General features: G+C 31.3%; 11 protein-coding genes. 2 read left to right on the forward strand and 9 right to left on the reverse strand.

Features of this window, described 5'->3' with window-relative positions:
- Positions 1-3: 3 nt before the first annotated feature.
- From H2650_RS06200 to H2650_RS06220, 5 genes are all read right to left on the reverse strand, one after another.
- Positions 4-1,185, reverse strand: coding sequence for an acetyl-CoA C-acyltransferase (locus H2650_RS06200; protein ID WP_188049890.1), 1,182 nt, complete (start codon positions 1,183-1,185; stop codon positions 4-6).
- Between the two features lie 32 nt (positions 1,186-1,217).
- The gene (locus tag H2650_RS06205; RefSeq protein ID WP_188049891.1) at positions 1,218-1,598 is read right to left on the reverse strand and encodes a four helix bundle protein; all 381 of its coding nucleotides are present in this window, start codon (positions 1,596-1,598) and stop codon (positions 1,218-1,220) included.
- 30 nt (positions 1,599-1,628) lie between these two features.
- Positions 1,629-4,019: a 3-hydroxyacyl-CoA dehydrogenase/enoyl-CoA hydratase family protein gene (locus H2650_RS06210; protein WP_188049892.1), complete on the reverse strand. Its 2,391-nt coding sequence runs from the start codon at positions 4,017-4,019 to the stop codon at positions 1,629-1,631.
- 98 nt (positions 4,020-4,117) lie between these two features.
- Positions 4,118-4,591 (reverse strand): MarR family winged helix-turn-helix transcriptional regulator, encoded by a 474-nt coding sequence (locus H2650_RS06215; RefSeq protein ID WP_188049893.1) that lies wholly within the window; start codon positions 4,589-4,591, stop codon positions 4,118-4,120.
- A gap of 176 nt (positions 4,592-4,767) precedes the next feature.
- Positions 4,768-6,543: a long-chain fatty acid--CoA ligase gene (locus H2650_RS06220; RefSeq protein WP_188049894.1), complete on the reverse strand. Its 1,776-nt coding sequence runs from the start codon at positions 6,541-6,543 to the stop codon at positions 4,768-4,770.
- A gap of 380 nt (positions 6,544-6,923) precedes the next feature.
- On the opposite strand from H2650_RS06220, the gene H2650_RS06225 reads away from it, so the two are divergent.
- Positions 6,924-7,874: a nitronate monooxygenase family protein gene (locus H2650_RS06225; RefSeq protein WP_188049895.1), complete on the forward strand. Its 951-nt coding sequence runs from the start codon at positions 6,924-6,926 to the stop codon at positions 7,872-7,874.
- 150 nt (positions 7,875-8,024) lie between these two features.
- Here the strand turns inward: H2650_RS06225 and H2650_RS06230 are convergent, their stop codons facing one another.
- The 4 genes from H2650_RS06230 to H2650_RS06245 form a co-directional block, all read right to left on the reverse strand.
- Positions 8,025-8,408, reverse strand: a complete 384-nt coding sequence (locus H2650_RS06230) for an acyl-CoA thioesterase (protein ID WP_188049896.1) — start codon at positions 8,406-8,408, stop codon at positions 8,025-8,027.
- Between the two features lie 205 nt (positions 8,409-8,613).
- A complete protein-coding gene (locus H2650_RS06235) occupies positions 8,614-10,377 on the reverse strand; it encodes an amidohydrolase family protein (protein WP_188049897.1) in 1,764 nt (587 codons plus the stop codon).
- Positions 10,378-12,209: 1,832 nt separating this feature from the next.
- Positions 12,210-14,957, reverse strand: a complete 2,748-nt coding sequence (locus H2650_RS06240; protein ID WP_188049898.1) for an AsmA-like C-terminal region-containing protein — start codon at positions 14,955-14,957, stop codon at positions 12,210-12,212.
- 58 nt (positions 14,958-15,015) lie between these two features.
- Positions 15,016-15,597: a tRNA-(ms[2]io[6]A)-hydroxylase gene (locus H2650_RS06245; protein WP_188049899.1), complete on the reverse strand. Its 582-nt coding sequence runs from the start codon at positions 15,595-15,597 to the stop codon at positions 15,016-15,018.
- A 479-nt stretch (positions 15,598-16,076) separates the two neighbouring features.
- Here H2650_RS06245 and H2650_RS06250 point away from each other — a divergent pair, with 479 nt between their 5' ends.
- Complete coding sequence (locus H2650_RS06250) at positions 16,077-17,327, forward strand: glycosyltransferase (protein WP_188049900.1); 1,251 nt, start codon at positions 16,077-16,079, stop codon at positions 17,325-17,327.
- Positions 17,328-17,361 lie beyond the last annotated feature (34 nt).

The following is a 17,361-nucleotide window of genomic DNA, read 5'->3' on the forward strand; positions in this document are numbered from 1 at the left end:
GTATTACATCAACTCGTAAATCCCAGCACTACCTTGTCCTGTTCCTACACACATGGATACAATTCCGTATTTATTACCTCTTCTTTTCATCTCGTCGAATAATTGAACCGATAATTTAGCACCGGTACAACCTAATGGATGACCAAGTGCAATTGCACCACCATTTACGTTTACGATATCAGGATTTAATCCTAGTTCACGTGTTACTGCTATTGCTTGAGAAGCAAATGCTTCGTTTAATTCAATTAAATCGATATCTTTTAACTGCATTCCAGCTTGTTTCAAAACTTTAGGGATAGCTTTTACAGGCCCCATTCCCATGATTCTTGGTTCAACTCCAGCTGAAGCAAAGTTTACTAAACGAGCAATTGGTTGTAAATTTAATTCCTTTACCATTTCTTCACTCATTACCATTACAAAAGCAGCACCATCACTCATTTGTGAAGAGTTACCCGCTGTTACACTTCCATCCGCTGCAAAAACAGGTCTTAATCCCGCTAAAGCCTCTTTAGATGTTCCAGCTCTAGGACCTTCATCTTTGTTTACTACATAAGATTTAGTTTCCTTTTTACCATTTTCATTAATGAATGTTTGTTCAATTGTGATTGGTACGATTTGTTTGTCAAATTTTCCATCTGCTTGTGCTTTTAAAGCTTTCATGTGAGAATGATAAGCAAACTCATCTTGATCTTCTCTTGAAACATTAAACTGATTGGCAACAGCTTCTGCTGTAAGTCCCATTCCCCAGTAATAATCTTCGTTTCCTGCTTTTGCAACAGCATAATCAGGAGTCGGTTTGTAACCTCCCATAGGAATAAAACTCATGCTTTCTGCTCCACCTGCAATAATACAATGTGCCATTCCAGATTGAATTTTAGCAGTTGCCATACCAATGGTTTCTAACCCAGAAGCACAATATCTGTTCACAGTTACTCCAGGAACATCTTCTACTTTTAATCCCATTAAAGAGATTAATCGTGCTACGTTTAACCCTTGTTCTGCTTCAGGCATGGCGTTTCCTACCATAACATCATCGATACGAGTTTTGTCGAAGTCAGGTAACTCATTCATCATGTACTGAATAGTTTCTGAAGCCAATTCATCAGGTCTTTTAAATCTAAAAACTCCTTTTGGTGCTTTACCAACGGCAGTTCTGTATGCTTTTACTATATAGGCTGTTTTCATAAATGATTGTATTAAGATTGGAGAATTAAGAATTAAGATTTTCCAATTTTTGTGTTTATTTTATCTTTTAATGCTATTTGAAATGAAAAATTCATATTTGAAACCTCTACTAATTGATTAATAGTTGGTTGGATTAAATCTTCATTAACAAGATTAAGTCTTTTAGCAAGTATTATTTGAGTTATTAATTCAAAAGTTGAACCATTTGCAATTCCTAGAAAACGCATGAATTCTTTGTTTGAATTTCTACCAGAACCTTCAGCTATATTTGAAGGAATTGATACCGCACATTTTTTTATTTGATGAATTAAATTGAATTTTTCATCATTGGGTAACAACGAAGAAATTTCATAAAAATGAACCGCTACATCCATTGCTTTTTGCCAAATTTTTAATTTTTCAAATTGGTGCATCTCTTAATACTTAATTCTTATTACTTGATACTAGTTTCTTAAAGGTTTCCCTTTGGTTAACATAAACTGAATTCTTTCTAACGTTTTTCTTTCTGTACAAAGCGATAAGAAAGCCTCACGTTCTAAATCCAATAAGTATTGCTCTGTTACTAATGTTGGTTCAGATAAATCACCACCGGCCATAACATAGGCTAATTTATTAGCGATTTTTTTATCGTGTTCAGAAATGTATTTTCCAGCTTCCATTTGGTCTGTTCCTACCAAGAACATACCCAAAGCTTGTTTTCCTAACACTTTCACGTCCGTTCTTTTGATTGGTTGTGTATAACCCGCTTCAGCCATTACTAATGCATGTTTTTTAGCCTCTGCAATCTGACGATCTTTGTTAACCACTATAATATCTTTTCCATGTTGTAAAAGTCCTGTGTCAAAAGCTTCATAACCAGAAGTAGATACTTTTGCCATTGCGATGGTCAAGAAATACTCTTGTAATACATTCAACTCAACATCATTTTTATGAAATAAATCAGAGGCACGCAATGCCAATTCTTTCGAACCTCCACCGCCAGGAATTACTCCAACACCAAATTCAACTAATCCCATATAGGTTTCAGCAGCAGCAACTACTTTATCAGCATGCAAACTCATTTCACATCCTCCACCAAAAGTCATTCCGTGGGGTGCAACAACAACAGGAATTCCTGAATAACGTACGCGCATCATTGTGTCTTGAAACATTTTGATTGCCATATTTAATTCATCGTATTCTTGTTCTACTGCCATCATAAATATCATTCCGATATTAGCTCCAACAGAGAAATTTGCTGCTTGATTACCAATAACTAATCCTTGATATTCTTTTTCAGACAAATCAATCGCTTTATTGATCGCTGTTAAAACATCGCCACCAATTGTATTCATTTTCGATTGGAATTCTAAATTTAAAATTCCATCTCCTAAGTCTTGAATAATTGCACCACTGTTGCTCCAAACTTTTTTGCTTTCGCGAATGTTATTCAGAATAATAAAGGAATCTTGTCCAGGAACTTTAGTTTGCGCTTTAGTTGGAATGTTGTAGAAAAAAGTTGCGCCTTCTTTTATAGAATAGAAACTTTTATTTCCAGAAGCCAACATTTCATTTACCCATGCAGCAGGTTCTAGACCTTCTGCCTTCATGATTTCAATTCCTTTTTCGACACCGATAGCGTCCCAAATTTCGAATGGACCATTTTCCCATCCAAAACCGGCTTTCATAGCGTCATCAATTTTGTATAGATCATCTGAGATTTCAGGTATTCTGTTGGATACATAAGCAAACATTCCAGAAAAGCTTTTTCTGTAGAATTCTCCTGCTTTGTCTTTTCCTTTTACTAAAACTTTAAAACGATCAATTGGTTTATCAATCGTTTTTGTTAGCTCAAGAGTGGTAAAAGAGGCTCTTTTATTCGCACGATATTCTAACGTGTTTAAATCTAATGTAAGAATATCTTTTCCTTCTTTTTTATAAAATCCTTGACCTGTTTTGCTTCCAAGCCAATTATTTTCCATCATTTTGTTTACAAAGTCAGGAAGTTTAAACAATTCATGTTGTTCATCATTTGGACAATTTTCATAAATACCATTGGCAACATGTACCAAAGTATCTAAGCCAACTACATCAACGGTTCGGAAAGTAGCTGATTTTGGACGACCAATAACTGGACCTGTTAACTTATCTACTTCTTCAATGGTTAATCCCATTTCTTTTACCAAATGAAATAAACTCTGAATTCCGTAAATCCCAATTCTATTTCCAATAAACGCTGGAGTATCTTTGGCTACAACCGAAGTTTTTCCTAAGAATTTCTCACCATATACTGTTAAGAAATCTAAAACCTCAGTAGAGGTTTGTGGTCCAGGAATGATTTCGAATAATTTTAAGTAACGTGCTGGATTAAAAAAGTGAGTTCCGCAGAAGTGTTTCTGAAAATCTTCACTTCTTCCTTCGCTCATGAAATGTATAGGAATTCCTGACGTATTTGAAGTTACTAATGTGCCTGGTTTTCTGTACTTCTCAATTTGCTCAAACACCATTTTCTTGATGTCTAAACGCTCTACAACAACTTCTATAATCCAATCGACACTAGCAATTTTTGCCATATCATCCGTTGTGTTTCCAGTGGTAATTCTAGAAGCAAATTTTTGACTGTAAATAGGAGAGGGTTTCGACTTTAATGAATTAGCTAAATGCTCATTCACTAAGCGATTACGAACAACCTTACTTTCTAAAGTTAGGCCTTTTTTAGCTTCCGCTTCCGTTAGTTCTCTTGGAACAATGTCTAGAAGTAAAACTTCTACACCAATGTTTGCAAAATGACAAGCAATTCCCGAACCCATTATTCCGGATCCAATTACTGCGACTTTTTTAATAGTGCGTTTCATATATTGATATTTGTTGTTTTTATGGCACCTTCTAATAATACAAACGTAATATGATTTTCAAAATCATTTTATGTCTTTTAGTTTACTATTAGGTTAATTTATTTTATGTTAGTCGATTCTTTTTCAGGATTTTCAGTATAATTAAAAATATTTTTATCTTGAATCAGTTCATTTATTTTTTCTGCTACTTCTATAAAGTGTTGTAGCTTTTCTTCCGAAATAGTTTGCTTGACACTTTCATTAAATTTTAGAACAGTTTTTTTTGATAAGTCTCTTTTTTCTTTACCAAATTCAGTTAGGTAGATTAAAACGCCACGTCCATCTTCTGGATTTTTTTTTCTAATAATTAAGCCTTTTTCCTCCATAGATTTTAAGGTCCTAGTCAAGCTTGTGGCCTCCATTCCCATTTTAGGACCTAAAGATGTCGATGGAGTTCCTTTATCTTTATCGATGCTTAGCAATGCAAATCCTGTTGCCATAGTAGCGCCGTATTTAGAGGCTTCTTCATTATACATTCTGGAAACTGCCTGCCATGTAGCACGTAGGATATAATCTATCGTTTTGTCTTTCATATTTTTATATATACCGATTTCAAATATAATCAAAAATACTATGCGTGCATAATAAATTGAATTATTTTTTTGTTAAAAACTATTAAATATAAAAAAACTCCTCTAAATTAGAGGAGTTTTGTTTTGAAAAAGTATGGTTTAGTTGTTTTTTGTTTAATTAAAAGCAATAGAATTGATTAACTATATATTTTATCGAATAAATCTTTGTATTTATCCATTATAATTTTTCTCTTTAATTTTAAAGTTGGTGTTAGTTCTCCACCTTCTATAGACCAAATTTCAGGAGTAAGTTCAAATCTTTTTATTTGTTCCCAATGACCAAATTTTTCATTGTAAAGATCGATTTCTTCTTGAATACGTTTAATAACTTTTTCATTAGTAATAATAGCCTCATTAGTACTTCCGATATTCAGTTTGTGAATATTTGCCCATTCTTTTACGAAATCAAAACTAGGTTGGATAAATGCAGCTGGCATTTTTTGTCCATCTCCAATAACCATTATCTGATCAATAAAACGTGATTGTTTCATTGTGTTTTCAATAATTTGTGGCGCAATGTATTTACCGCCTGAGGTCTTGAACATTTCTTTTTTTCGATCCGTAATTTTTAAAAAACCTTCTTTGTCAATTTCGCCAATATCACCAGTATGAAAATATCCATCTATTACTGCTTCGCTGGTTAATTTTTCATCTTTATAGTACCCTAACATTACGTTTGGTCCTTTGCAAAGTATCTCACCGTCTTCGGCAATTTTTACTTCTACATTGGTGATTACCTTACCAACAGTTCCTACTTTAAATCCTTTGTTTCTTAAATCGTTTACAGAAATAACAGGAGAAGTTTCAGTTAAGCCGTAACCTTCCATTACTGGAATTTCTGCAGCAGCAAATACACGAGCAAGTCTTGTTTGCAGTGCAGCACTACCAGAAACCATTAAATCTAGGTTTCCGCCTAAACCGTCTTTCCATTTACTGAAAATTAATTTACGCGCAATTTTAAGTTGTAATTCATACCAAGCTCCATTTGCTCCGTAAGGTTCGTATCTCAATCCTAAATCGATAGCCCAAAAGAATAAACTCTTTTTTATACCAGTAAGTTCAGTTCCTTTAGCATATATTTTATCATATACTTTTTCTAGTAATCTAGGAACGGCAGTCATTACATTTGGCTTAACCTCTTTAAGGTTGTCACTTATTTTGTCAATGGCTTCTCCAAAATAAACTGAAACACCATAATATTGGTATAAATACAAAATCATTCTTTCAAAAATATGACAAATAGGAAGGAAACTTAAAGCCCGACTATTTCCAGCTTCAAAAGGTATTCTTGAGGCGCTGTTCAGAACATCTGAAACAATATTATCATGAGAAAGCATTACACCTTTTGGTCTCCCAGTTGTTCCCGAAGTGTAAATAATAGTGGCCAAGTCATTTGGACTTACATTGTTTTTTCTTTCTTCAACTTCAGCTTGGTTGCTTTGATCTTCTCCAAGAGTTAATAATTCTTTCCAGTTTTTACATCCTTCGATAGTGTTAAAAGAATATACTTCCTTTAAATGTGGAACTTTGTCTCGGATCAAATTTATTTTTCTGAGTACTTCTTCATCCGAAACAAAACAATACATTGCTTCTGAATGATTTAAGATGTATTCATAATCCTCTTCAGAAATAGTTGGATAAATAGGAACTGTTTGTGCAGCAGTTTGCAAAACACCTATATCCATGATGTGCCATTCAGTTCTATTATTAGTAGAAATGATGGCTATTTTATCATCTTTTTTGATGCCCATGCGCAATAAAGCTCTAGAGACACTATTTGCTTTGTCAATATATTCTTGGGTAGAAGTTTTCTCCCAAATACCGTTTTGCTTAGTTACCAAAGCATCTGAAATATTAGAATATTTCTCTTGCTGATAATACGGGAAATCAAAAAGTCTGGTTACTGAAATCATTATAAAAAGATTGAATTTTGATGCAAATTAATTAAAATTTAAGAATAACGATTGTTTTTTCAAAATAAAATAGAAAAATTAAAAACCAGCTTTTTTGATGAATATCAATATCTCATTTGCTTTTTGTGTAATACTTTGATTCTTAATTGTTTGTTTTAAAGTTTAATATTTCATATTACCTTATCTCATAATACCAATTAATAGTAGTGAATTAGTGCATAAGTAAGGTAGATATTGATTTTCCTACTTTTAATTCTATTCTTTATTTCAATTAAAAAAAATCTTATAAAGTCCTTTTGGCTATCACAATTTTTTTGAGTTGTAAATACTAGGCACGCATAGTATATTTGGTTATATTTGTTTTTAATATATAAATAATTATGACTAAGCCCTCTTTAACTGCACTTTTAAATATTAATAAACCACTAATAATAGCTCCGATGTTTCTAGTTTCAAATACTAAAATGGTTATTGAAGCTATGAATTCGGGAGTTGCGGGATGTATTCCAGCCTTGAATTATAGAACCTTAGAGGAACTGCGCGAATCAATTTTAGAACTTAAAGCGGCAAAAGTGCAGGGAGGGAGTTTTGGATATAATTTAATTGTAAATAAATCAAATATTAAATATAAAGATCAATTAGCTGTTTTGTGTACAGAGAAAGTGGACTTTATAATTACGTCACTTGGGTCTCCAGAAGAAACGATTCGTGAGGCTCATAAAGTTGGAATTAAAGTTTTTTGTGATGTTACAGATCTTGCTTTTGCTAAAAAAGTAGAGTCTTTGGGTGCAGATGCATTAATCGCAGTAAATAATGTAGCGGGTGGTCATAGAGGTAATCTTGGACCAGAAGAATTAATAAAAGAATTAGACTCGAAAACTACATTACCTGTTATTTCGGCTGGAGGTGTTAGTACCAAAGCCGATTTAGATACTATGTTAGGTTATGGAGCAGTAGGAGTATCTGTTGGTAGTCCTTTTATTGCTTCATTTGAGTCAAGTGTTTCGCAAGAATACAAACAAGCTTGTGTTGATTATGGCGCGAAAGATATTGTTCTGACAGAAAAAATTTCGGGAACACCATGTACAGTTATCAACACACCTTATGTGCAAAAAGTGGGTACAAAGCAATCTTGGTTAGAAAAGTCTTTAAGTAAAAATAAGACCCTAAAAAAATGGGTAAAAATGATTAGGTATTTATTGGGTTCAAATGCAGTCACAAAAGCCGCTACAGAAGTTACTTATAAAACAGTATGGGTAGCTGGACCAACCATAGAAAACACGAAATCGATACAACCTGTTTCAAAAATAATAGACACAATTACTTTATAATTTTTACTGAATGACTTTTATTTTTAATTCAATGTAATTAATAATAAAAAGAGCCGATTGTTTACTGTATTAAGTAAACAATCGGCTTTTTTTATCATTAACAAGACTTATTAGTAATTTTTAAAAGAATTCTGGTTGAATATAAGCAACCTATAAGATTTTTGTTGGTTTTTTATCTTTATCAAGTGCTACAAAAGTGAAATTTCCTGATATTGCTTTTTCGCGAACGTCAGAATACATTTGTTCTATAAATATTTCAACGTTTACATCTAAACTTGTATTTCCAATTTTAGAAACTTTTCCAATCAGTTCAATTATAGTTCCAGCTGGTATTGGTTTTTTAAAATCTATTTTATCCGAAGAAACTGTTACGCAAACTTTACGTGTAAATCGGGTAGCAGTTATAAAAGCTATTTCGTCCATCATTAGCATTGCAGTTCCTCCAAACATAGTATCATAGTGATTGGTTGTGTTAGGAAATACAGCTTTAAAAATTCTTGTTTCACTTTTTTTTATTTTTTCTTCTAGATTCATTTTATATTTTAATTAGTAATATTAAGCCAATTATTAATTTCAATTTCTCAAAATTTAATAACGATTAACTAAAGGTTTTTAAAGTCATTTTTATTCAAAAGTAATGAATAAGTAAGAAAAATAGTCTTTAAGCATCAATTTTTATATAGTTGTTTACATGTTTAACATTCTATGTAATTAATACTTAGTTTTTTAAAAAGTATTATTAATGTTTTTTTTGATTGTCAATTTTGGCCAAAAAACGTCCGTATTTTTTTGTTTTACCGTAATCTTCTGTGAATTTTTCATTTTCAAAAATTGTTTTTCCTCCAACTAATACTCTTGTAACAACACCATCGTTTCTATTTACTAATCTATCAAAGTTCCCAAATTCTTTTATAGATTCCATTTCAACGTTTTCATTTATGTTTTTAAAATTCTCAGGATTTAATAGTACCAAATCTGCTGTTTTTCCTTCGGCTAAATGACCACAATCTAAATTAAACCAATCACCTTGCTCTTTTGTAAGTCTCCAAATGCATTTTTCCATTGACATTATCGGACTACCTGCTTCTATTGATTCTTGGACATTTTTTATCATTTTTAAAGGGAAATTATAAAAAGCCATATTGTTTAGATGAGCTCCAGCATCTGAAAAACTAATTAAATTGTATTTAAAATTGTAAAGATCTTTGTACTTTTCTTTTCGATCATTTGCTATTGTTGTTGTCCAACGTATTTTTTTATCATAAAGAATTATAGTGTCTAAGAAAACATCAATTGGGTGGCTATTGCGCTCTTTTGCTAAGTCGTAGAAATTCTTACCTATTAAACTAGTATCTGGACAATCAATAATAATGGATTTACTTAAATCTTTGTGCCAAACTTTTGGAGCAAATTTTTTCTTGATTTCTTTTTTAAATCGTTCTCTGTACTGCTGATCTTTTATGAGTTCATTTCTTTGGTCTAATTCTTTTGCAAGATGCCTCAAAGCTTCTCCACTTGGAAATTCTTCAAACATAACCGAATCTACTCCATCGTAATACACCGTAAAAGGACAGGGAGGCGATTGCATTCTAAAATTAGCATTCCCAAATTTATTTATAACGCTAGAGGCTAAGGCAATTATTGGATATATATAACGATCTCCAATTAAGTCCATCATAGCAATCATAGTTGTTTTTAATGGCTTTCTAAAAACACCACTACTAGCAAACATATAATTAAGAGCATTATATCTTGTTACAAGGTTGGGAGCACCTTGAAGAATCGCATCTCGTTTTCGAAGCACATCAATTAAATTTTTTCTTTCTTTCCACGACGAGTAAAAAGATGGAGTTTTATGCGACCAATAACGATCACCATCCATTTTATCCCAAGGATTATCCATAGTAGATAATCCTATAAATCCTTCATCAAGCGCATCATTTAACATATTAAACATTGCCAAATCTTCCGCTTCTGTAGCTGATTCTTTTTCAGACAAAGAACGATTAATGCCCATCGCTTTCATTCGGATATCTGAATGTCCAATAAAAGAAGCAACATTTATTCCTAAGGGAAGTTTGTTTATATATGCTTTCCATTCTTTTGGAGAATTCCAATTTTTTTCCTTCTGTAGTAATGGAAGCATAATGTCTCTAGGAATTGCTTCTACTCTTGCAAATGAATCGGTTGTATCCTCTGGGTTATTAAATACTGCCGACACAGAGCAACTTCCCAATATTATGGACGTAACTCCATGTCTAGCGGATTCTTTAAGACCAGGAGAAGCAAGAACCTCGGCATCATAGTGCGTGTGAGAATCAATAAAGCCAGGCACTATCCATTTTCCGGTAGCGTCTATGATTTCTATATCTGATTCGGGAATTGAATAGTTAGATCCAATTTTTTTTATTTTTCCATTAGAATCGATTAATATATCTTGCTGTATCGCTTTTTCATTTAGATCACCTGAAAAGAAAAGCCCATTTTTAATAAGTGTATTCATTGTTTACTGCATATTAAAGTGTTGTTTTTTTAAGATGGGATTTTAAATTTATTTAACTATAAAATTTAAATGCTTGATTGTATACGTGTAAATATAAGCATAAAGCATATTTTATTTTAATATAATTTAATTATCAAATAGTGTTTACAAAAGCCATTCGTTTTGATTGATTTTCCTTTTGGCGTTTCTCATTCTGAAAAAGAGGCTATATCCGAGTCCGGTTATAGCCTCTTTTTTAGAATGGGCCGGGCTATTCGCTTCAAGTCCTCGTCAAGTTCCGTTATACTTTACTTGACTGTGGGCTTTACGCTGCTATCCCTAACGCGGTTTTGTTGTTCTCAGACTTTTAGAAAAGGTTAGGTGTAATAAACAATTTACTATTCTAGATTAGAATTTGCTCAATAGGATTACTACACCTATATATAGGTAAGAAAAAAAACACCTACTTATATATAGGTGTAAAAAATAGCGGTTTTATAAATGGTAGTATTGAATTGCCTCGTAATTAAATTATTTTGCCTGTTTTAATTATTATTACAAAAGAATTGGATCCTTATCAATAGTTGCATAAAAAAAAGCTTTTATTTTAGCATTGGAAGATTGTAGTGAAGCATTGATCACTTTTATTGTCAAAATAGATTTAGATTGACTGATATAGCAATTGTATCGTATTGAAGACACTTTATTTAAAGTTTTCAAATTTTGTCATTAAAAAAAAATATAGTATTGTATAAGTTTTGTTTAAACAAACGCTATCATAGTTAGTAGTTTTAAAGGTATGGGAAAAATTTGAATGATATGGTAAGCTATTATATTGACTATGTAAATAATATTATTGCTATGTTGTCCTAGTGAAGATTTATTATAACTTATACCTAACAAAAACCTTATTCGAATTAAAAATTTTTTTTTAGTATCAACTTTATCAAATTCAAAATTTTTATCCTTTAAACCTTTCTCTCTAACTTATTTGATTGCTTAATTTTCTAAGTTTAAAGTTTACATCTTGATTGTATTATAGTATATTATAGGGCTTCATGACTTTTTTGCAGATTAAATATATAAGTTATTTGTACTGTCTCAAAAAAATATTTTGTGTTAATTTTTTTTTTTTCACTGAGTTGAACATATTCAAAGTGATTTCTTTTAGTGTTTCTGCTAATCTAATACTGATAGTAAGTACTCTTTCTATTTTTTGATTAATATTAGTTGCTGAGAATACAAAGACGTTGCTTCATTTTTTGCTTTTGTTAAACTTGTAGGTAATAATGGTATTTATCTTTCATTTATAAAAAATTGTTTAGTTGGTTAAAAGTCTTTTTTAATGTTTTAGAGTAAATGAATTAATCTATAGGATAAGATTTTTAAAAAAAAGTTTCAAAATCAATCAATGATTTTTTATATTGAAAATGAAGTTTCCATCCTTCAATAGCAAAAAAACTTTGATAGTATTGCAATTTATATATTTAGTATCGATTATTTTTTTAAACGAATACTCTCTTTTAAAGATTCCCATTTCAAACTAAATTCCATTCTGCTAGAACCAGTTTACTATTCTATCCATCGTTGATATTTAATATGAAAGAAAATGGGAATATCCAATTAAGGAAAATTCTGAATATCAATTTCATTATGAAAACCATCAGTTATCAAAATAGTATAACTCCTTGTAGTTAAAACAATTTTATAGAATTGAAAAGATGATCTTTTATTCTCCTTTAATTGTTGGTATTTAATCAAAATCATCAACTTTCTTTTCTTGAAATATTAATTTTAATAAAAAAGCCCGAATGCGTATTGTACAACCGAGCTTTTATATTGAATTACTAAAACTAATCAGTAGTATCTTGTGTCTCTTCTAAGTCTTCTGAAGTTCTACCTATTTTAACCTTTGGATTGTCTTTGTTTCCTGTTATTATTAGTGGTACACCAATAATTCCTAAAGGTGGTAATCCTAATCTCATTTTTATATTTAACTTTCCATCTAAACTTGTTGTTCCTTCTATTCTTGGTCTGAATCCAGCAAATTTAAACTTAAATCTTTCTAAAGTAATGATGTTATTTTTTATTGAACTCTTTATGTCAATTTTGTTTACCTCAGGATCTTTTAAACCTTCATGATTTGTTTTGCTTGCAACAGCATTGAACATTTTTAGACCATAAAATTTTATATTTTTTACTGAAATAATACCATTACCAACTAAAGAAGGAAATACAGGCTCCATATTTTCGTTTAGTCGGCCTTTCAAATTGTAATCTAATGATATAATTCCTTGTGCTTTTTCAGCTGCACTTGCCATTTCTCTAAAAAGTTTCACTTCATTATAAGCTCTTTTTATATCAAATTCGTTGGCTTTTATGTGATAATCAAATAAGGCTTTTTTTAATGTTATATTTTGATAAGTTGCATCCATCGTAATCTTACAACCAATCAAGTCAAAACCTGTATTTTGTATAGTTAATAAACCATTTTTTAGTTTTAAAGCTCCTTTAGCTTCTTTGAGAGTTAGTCCGTTAAAGTCAATCTTTTGTGCATTTCCTTGTAAGTATAAATCAAGGTTGGGTGGAATCACAATTACACCTTTACTCGCAACATTTACTTTCGAGCTGGAAGTTTTTTCTGTAACTGTCGTCGGAACTAAATTATTTGTTGTTGACATGAATTCATCAGCATTAATAAAGTTTGAATTGAAAGAAAACGCACCCCTTAAAACTCCATTTTTTGACGCCATAAAATTAAAAACATTCTGAAAATAACCATTCATCTTAAAATCAGATTGTCCATAAGAAGCTAGGAAAGTTTTGAAGTTCATTTTATCTTGGTTGAACTTAAATATTCCTTGCTTGATCAGAAAGTTCTTTGGCAGATATTGAGTTATTACATTAATATTACGAATTTCTAAAGTTCCACTGTTATGTAATTTAGAATACCTACCTTTTTCAGCATCGCTTTGATTTCCTTTTAAATGTAAATCGGCTTTTATAATTCCTTGCACGTTTAAACCCTCTTGCGCAAAAACTTTATATATTTTGGCTATGTCTAAAATCCCTTTGGCTTTGATATCATAAGTTAGATTTTTAAAATTGCTGAGATCAGCATCAACAAAAATAGGATTTCCTTCAAAAGTAAATTGTGCTGGTTTTGTAATTACTTTTAAATCATCAAAAGTACCTTTGGTATTGGAAACAGTAGCTGTAAGTTGAATGTTAGTAATAGGATTGGGATAAAATTTAGTTTTTAAATATCCTTCTTTCAATTCAATTTTTGCATTGGTAACAGGAAAAACACCTTTCTTTTGGTCGAATAGCCCTTTTGCTTTTGCATCAGCAATAAGAATTCCTTTTAATTCAATTTCTGGAATTCCAAGTGCTTCATTTAACTTCCCTAAATCAATCTTTGCATCTAGATTTGCATCAACTTGAGCAATAGTTGTCCCGGTGCTATAAATTTTTGTTTTTAAATAATCGTTACCCATTTTTAAAGACAAATTTTTCAAATCTACAATTACAAGATTAGGATCTAGTGAAGGAACTTTGGTAGCAATATCTAGATTTAAATGGGTTATTGGATTTGTACTTTTGTTATAATTCACAAAACCATCTCTTATTTTGAAGTCAAGATTAAGTGCTGGTGCAACGTTATCGGAGGCAATATAATTTCCTTTCAAAGTTAGAAGAAAATCTGTAGTGCCTTTTAATTCTGTTTTATTCAACCAAGTAATAAATTTTGGAGGAAAAGCAGTAAAGAAATCATTCAGATTGCTATTAGTCGTTTTCAGAATAAAATCCATGTTGTAGCCTTCTTTCAGGAAATCAAATTTTCCTTTAAAATCAACAAGAAGGTTGTTAATTTTCAAATCATTTTGTTCAAAAATAAACGAAAGTGAATTTACATTTACTTTAGTAATCAAATCGGCATTTACCTTTTTGTTCATTAAGTACGGTTCATTTTCATATAGAATATTTAGTTTTTCAATTTTTGCCTTAGAATACAAATCAAAAACTGCCTTGCTCAAATCGCCTTTTCCTAAATACTCGAAACCAAATATATCAAAGTGAAGTTTAGTCGATAAATCATCATAAACAATTTTACTATTTTTGATTTCTATTTTCTCTAATTTTAAGGAGCTGTCCTCACTTTTCTGCTCTTTTTGGGTGGTGTTAGCTTTATAAACGTTATAATTTGCAAGCCCTTCCTTATTTACTTTTACATTTATATCAGCTTCTGAAACAAAAATTTTGTCAATATTTATCGATTTTCCAAATAGTAAACTAGAAACATTGATACCAAAAGCAATTTCTTTCGCTGTAATCAGTTTCTCGTTTTCGTAAGGAGCAGATCCGCTGAGTTTAAATTGCTGTAAACCGACGGTTAATGAAGGAAAGTGATTAAAAAAAGAAATATTTGATTCGGAATAATCAAGTTTTGCATTTAGTTTTTCATTGGCAATTTTCTTAATCTCTGCATTAATTTTATCTGCAAAAACATAAGGAGCAATAAACATAAAAGCTAATAAGCTGACAAGGGTAATCCCTAGGTATTTTAATACTTTTAAAGAAATAGATTTTAAAGAAGACATTTGATATAATTAGATATGCTTAAGAAATTGGAAGGTTTTTTTTTGAAAAATTTAAATTTTATCCGTGTACAGTTTCGTTTTTGCCGTAGTTTACGATGATGGATGTTTCAAATTCAATCCATTCTGCCCAGCGTTTATCTACATCTACTTTTTCAGTATATTTTCTGGCAAAATTTAAAAAAGTAGTGTAATGACCCGCTTCAGAAATCATTAAATCACGATAAAATTTAGCCAATTCCTGATCTTCTATGTTTTCAGAGAGTACTTTAAATCGCTCACAACTTCTGGCTTCAATCATCGCTGAAAATAACAATCGATCAATCAAAGCATCATTTCGACTACCATCTTTTTTCATAAATTTAAAAAGTTCGTTCACATAATGGTCTTTATTTTCGCGACCTAGCTGAAGACCTTTTTTCTTAATGATATCATGAACCATCTGTAAATGCTCTAATTCTTCTCGCGCAATAATTAATAGTTCGGTAACTAACTCTTCTTTTTCAGGATTTTGTGTGATCAAACTTATCGCATTCGAAGCCGCTTTTTGTTCACACCAAGCGTGGTCTGTCAAAATTTCGTGAATATTCGATTCTACTATATTTACCCATCTTGGGTCTGTGGCTAATTTTAATCCTAACATGATATTGCAATTAATTTAGCTGCAAAATTAGTCTTTTCCGGCTGATTTCTACGGATTAATACTCAAATGCTTAATGATTTTGTCTTTAAATAATTAGGGCGTGCCACCAATAAAAAACGGCTGAATTCATATAACCTTCTAGCCGTTTTTATTGCTGTCGGGCTATCCGTTTCAAGTCCTCATCTCGATTACGCAAAAAGCTTTATCGATATTCCGGGCTTTACACTGCTATCCCTCACGCAAACTATTGATATTGAATTGCATTAATTTCAAATACAATTACAATAATCTGTAATTAAATGTAGAATTCATATTGTAATTTTTACTTAAGAATTAAATTTTTTTAAAAAATTAGTAACATTTTTTTGTATAAATTCTAATTCGCAATAGTGTTGTTAATTTCTTTAGTAGTTAAATCACTTCTCACTTATAATTACCAATAAAATAGCATTATTTTGCAGTAAGAATTTTTTAAAATTATGAATCAAACACAATCGCTTTTAATAATAGGTTTTGTCTGGCCAGAACCCAATTCTTCGGCGGCAGGAGGGAGAATGATGCAATTGATTTCGCTATTTCAGGAACAGGGATTTCAGGTCACTTTTGCAAGTCCAGCTCAAGACAGCGACTTTATGGTTGATTTAAGTCAATACAAGGTCGAAAAAAAATCAATTGCGTTGAACAGTTCCAGTTTTGATACTTTCGTAAAAGAATTGAATCCGACAATTGTTTTATTCGATCGCTTTATGATTGAAGAACAATTTGGATGGCGCGTTGCCGAGAATTGTCCAAATGCGCTACGAATATTAGATACCGAAGATTTACACTGTTTGCGATTAGCCAGACAAAAAGCCTTCAAAGAAAAACGAGAATTTCAAACAACGGATTTGTTAGTTGAAGAAGTGGCCAAACGTGAAATTGCCAGTATTCTACGCTCTGATTTGTCTCTGATGATTTCCGAATTTGAAATCGAATTGCTAAAGACTACTTTTAAAATTGATAGCAGCTTATTGTATTATTTGCCGCTTTTATTAGAATCAGATCAAATACCTGATTTAGAAAAATTCCCTTCTTTTGAAAACCGTAAAGATTTTATTTTCATCGGGAATTTTCTTCATGAACCCAATTGGAATGCCGTTCAGTACCTCAAGGAAGCGATTTGGCCATTGATTAAAAAAGAATTACCCGAAGCGGTTTTAAATATTTATGGCGCTTATCCTTCACAAAAAGTTTTACAATTAAATAATTTGAAAGAAGGATTCTTGATAAAAGGGCGTGCAGAAAATGCTAATGAAGTAGTTCTAAAAGCACGAATAGTTTTGGCTCCTTTGCGCTTTGGTGCTGGAATAAAAGGAAAATTATTAGAAGCCATGCAATGCGGGACACCAAGCATCACCACTTCTATTGGAGCGGAGTCAATGCAAGCAGATTTATCTTGGAATGGCTTTGTTGAAGACAATCTAGAAATTTTCGCCAAAAAAGCAGTAGAATTATATCAAGACAAAAAACTTTGGCTGGCAGCCCAAATAAATGGAATTTCAATTATAGAAAAACGATATTTAAGATCATCATTTGAAGTTGATTTTGAAGAGCGAGTAGAATTCACATTAAATAATTTACAACAACATCGTTTAAATAATTTTATGGGAGAGTTGTTGCAGCATCATACTTTGAAAAGCACAAAGTATATGTCAAAGTGGATAGAAACAAAAAACAAAAATTCCAATTAATTGCTTAATTGGAATTTTTATTAACTCATATTGA

Source organism: Flavobacterium sp. GP15 (genome assembly GCF_014281985.1).
GTDB lineage: Bacteria > Bacteroidota > Bacteroidia > Flavobacteriales > Flavobacteriaceae > Flavobacterium > Flavobacterium pygoscelis.

What these genes read in the sequence shown, in the direction of transcription:
- H2650_RS06200 (WP_188049890.1), bottom strand. Translation starts at nt 1,185, where the DNA reads ATGAAAACAGCCTATATAGTAAAAGCATACAGAACTGCCGTTGGTAAA.
- H2650_RS06230 (WP_188049896.1), bottom strand. Translation starts at nt 8,408, where the DNA reads ATGAATCTAGAAGAAAAAATAAAAAAAAGTGAAACAAGAATTTTTAAA.
- H2650_RS06225 (WP_188049895.1), top strand. Translation starts at nt 6,924, where the DNA reads ATGACTAAGCCCTCTTTAACTGCACTTTTAAATATTAATAAACCACTA.
- H2650_RS06235 (WP_188049897.1), bottom strand. Translation starts at nt 10,377, where the DNA reads ATGAATACACTTATTAAAAATGGGCTTTTCTTTTCAGGTGATCTAAAT.
- H2650_RS06240 (WP_188049898.1), bottom strand. Translation starts at nt 14,957, where the DNA reads ATGTCTTCTTTAAAATCTATTTCTTTAAAAGTATTAAAATACCTAGGG.
- H2650_RS06215 (WP_188049893.1), bottom strand. Translation starts at nt 4,591, where the DNA reads ATGAAAGACAAAACGATAGATTATATCCTACGTGCTACATGGCAGGCA.
- H2650_RS06220 (WP_188049894.1), bottom strand. Translation starts at nt 6,543, where the DNA reads ATGATTTCAGTAACCAGACTTTTTGATTTCCCGTATTATCAGCAAGAG.
- H2650_RS06245 (WP_188049899.1), bottom strand. Translation starts at nt 15,597, where the DNA reads ATGTTAGGATTAAAATTAGCCACAGACCCAAGATGGGTAAATATAGTA.
- H2650_RS06250 (WP_188049900.1), top strand. Translation starts at nt 16,077, where the DNA reads ATGAATCAAACACAATCGCTTTTAATAATAGGTTTTGTCTGGCCAGAA.
- H2650_RS06210 (WP_188049892.1), bottom strand. Translation starts at nt 4,019, where the DNA reads ATGAAACGCACTATTAAAAAAGTCGCAGTAATTGGATCCGGAATAATG.
- H2650_RS06205 (WP_188049891.1), bottom strand. Translation starts at nt 1,598, where the DNA reads ATGCACCAATTTGAAAAATTAAAAATTTGGCAAAAAGCAATGGATGTA.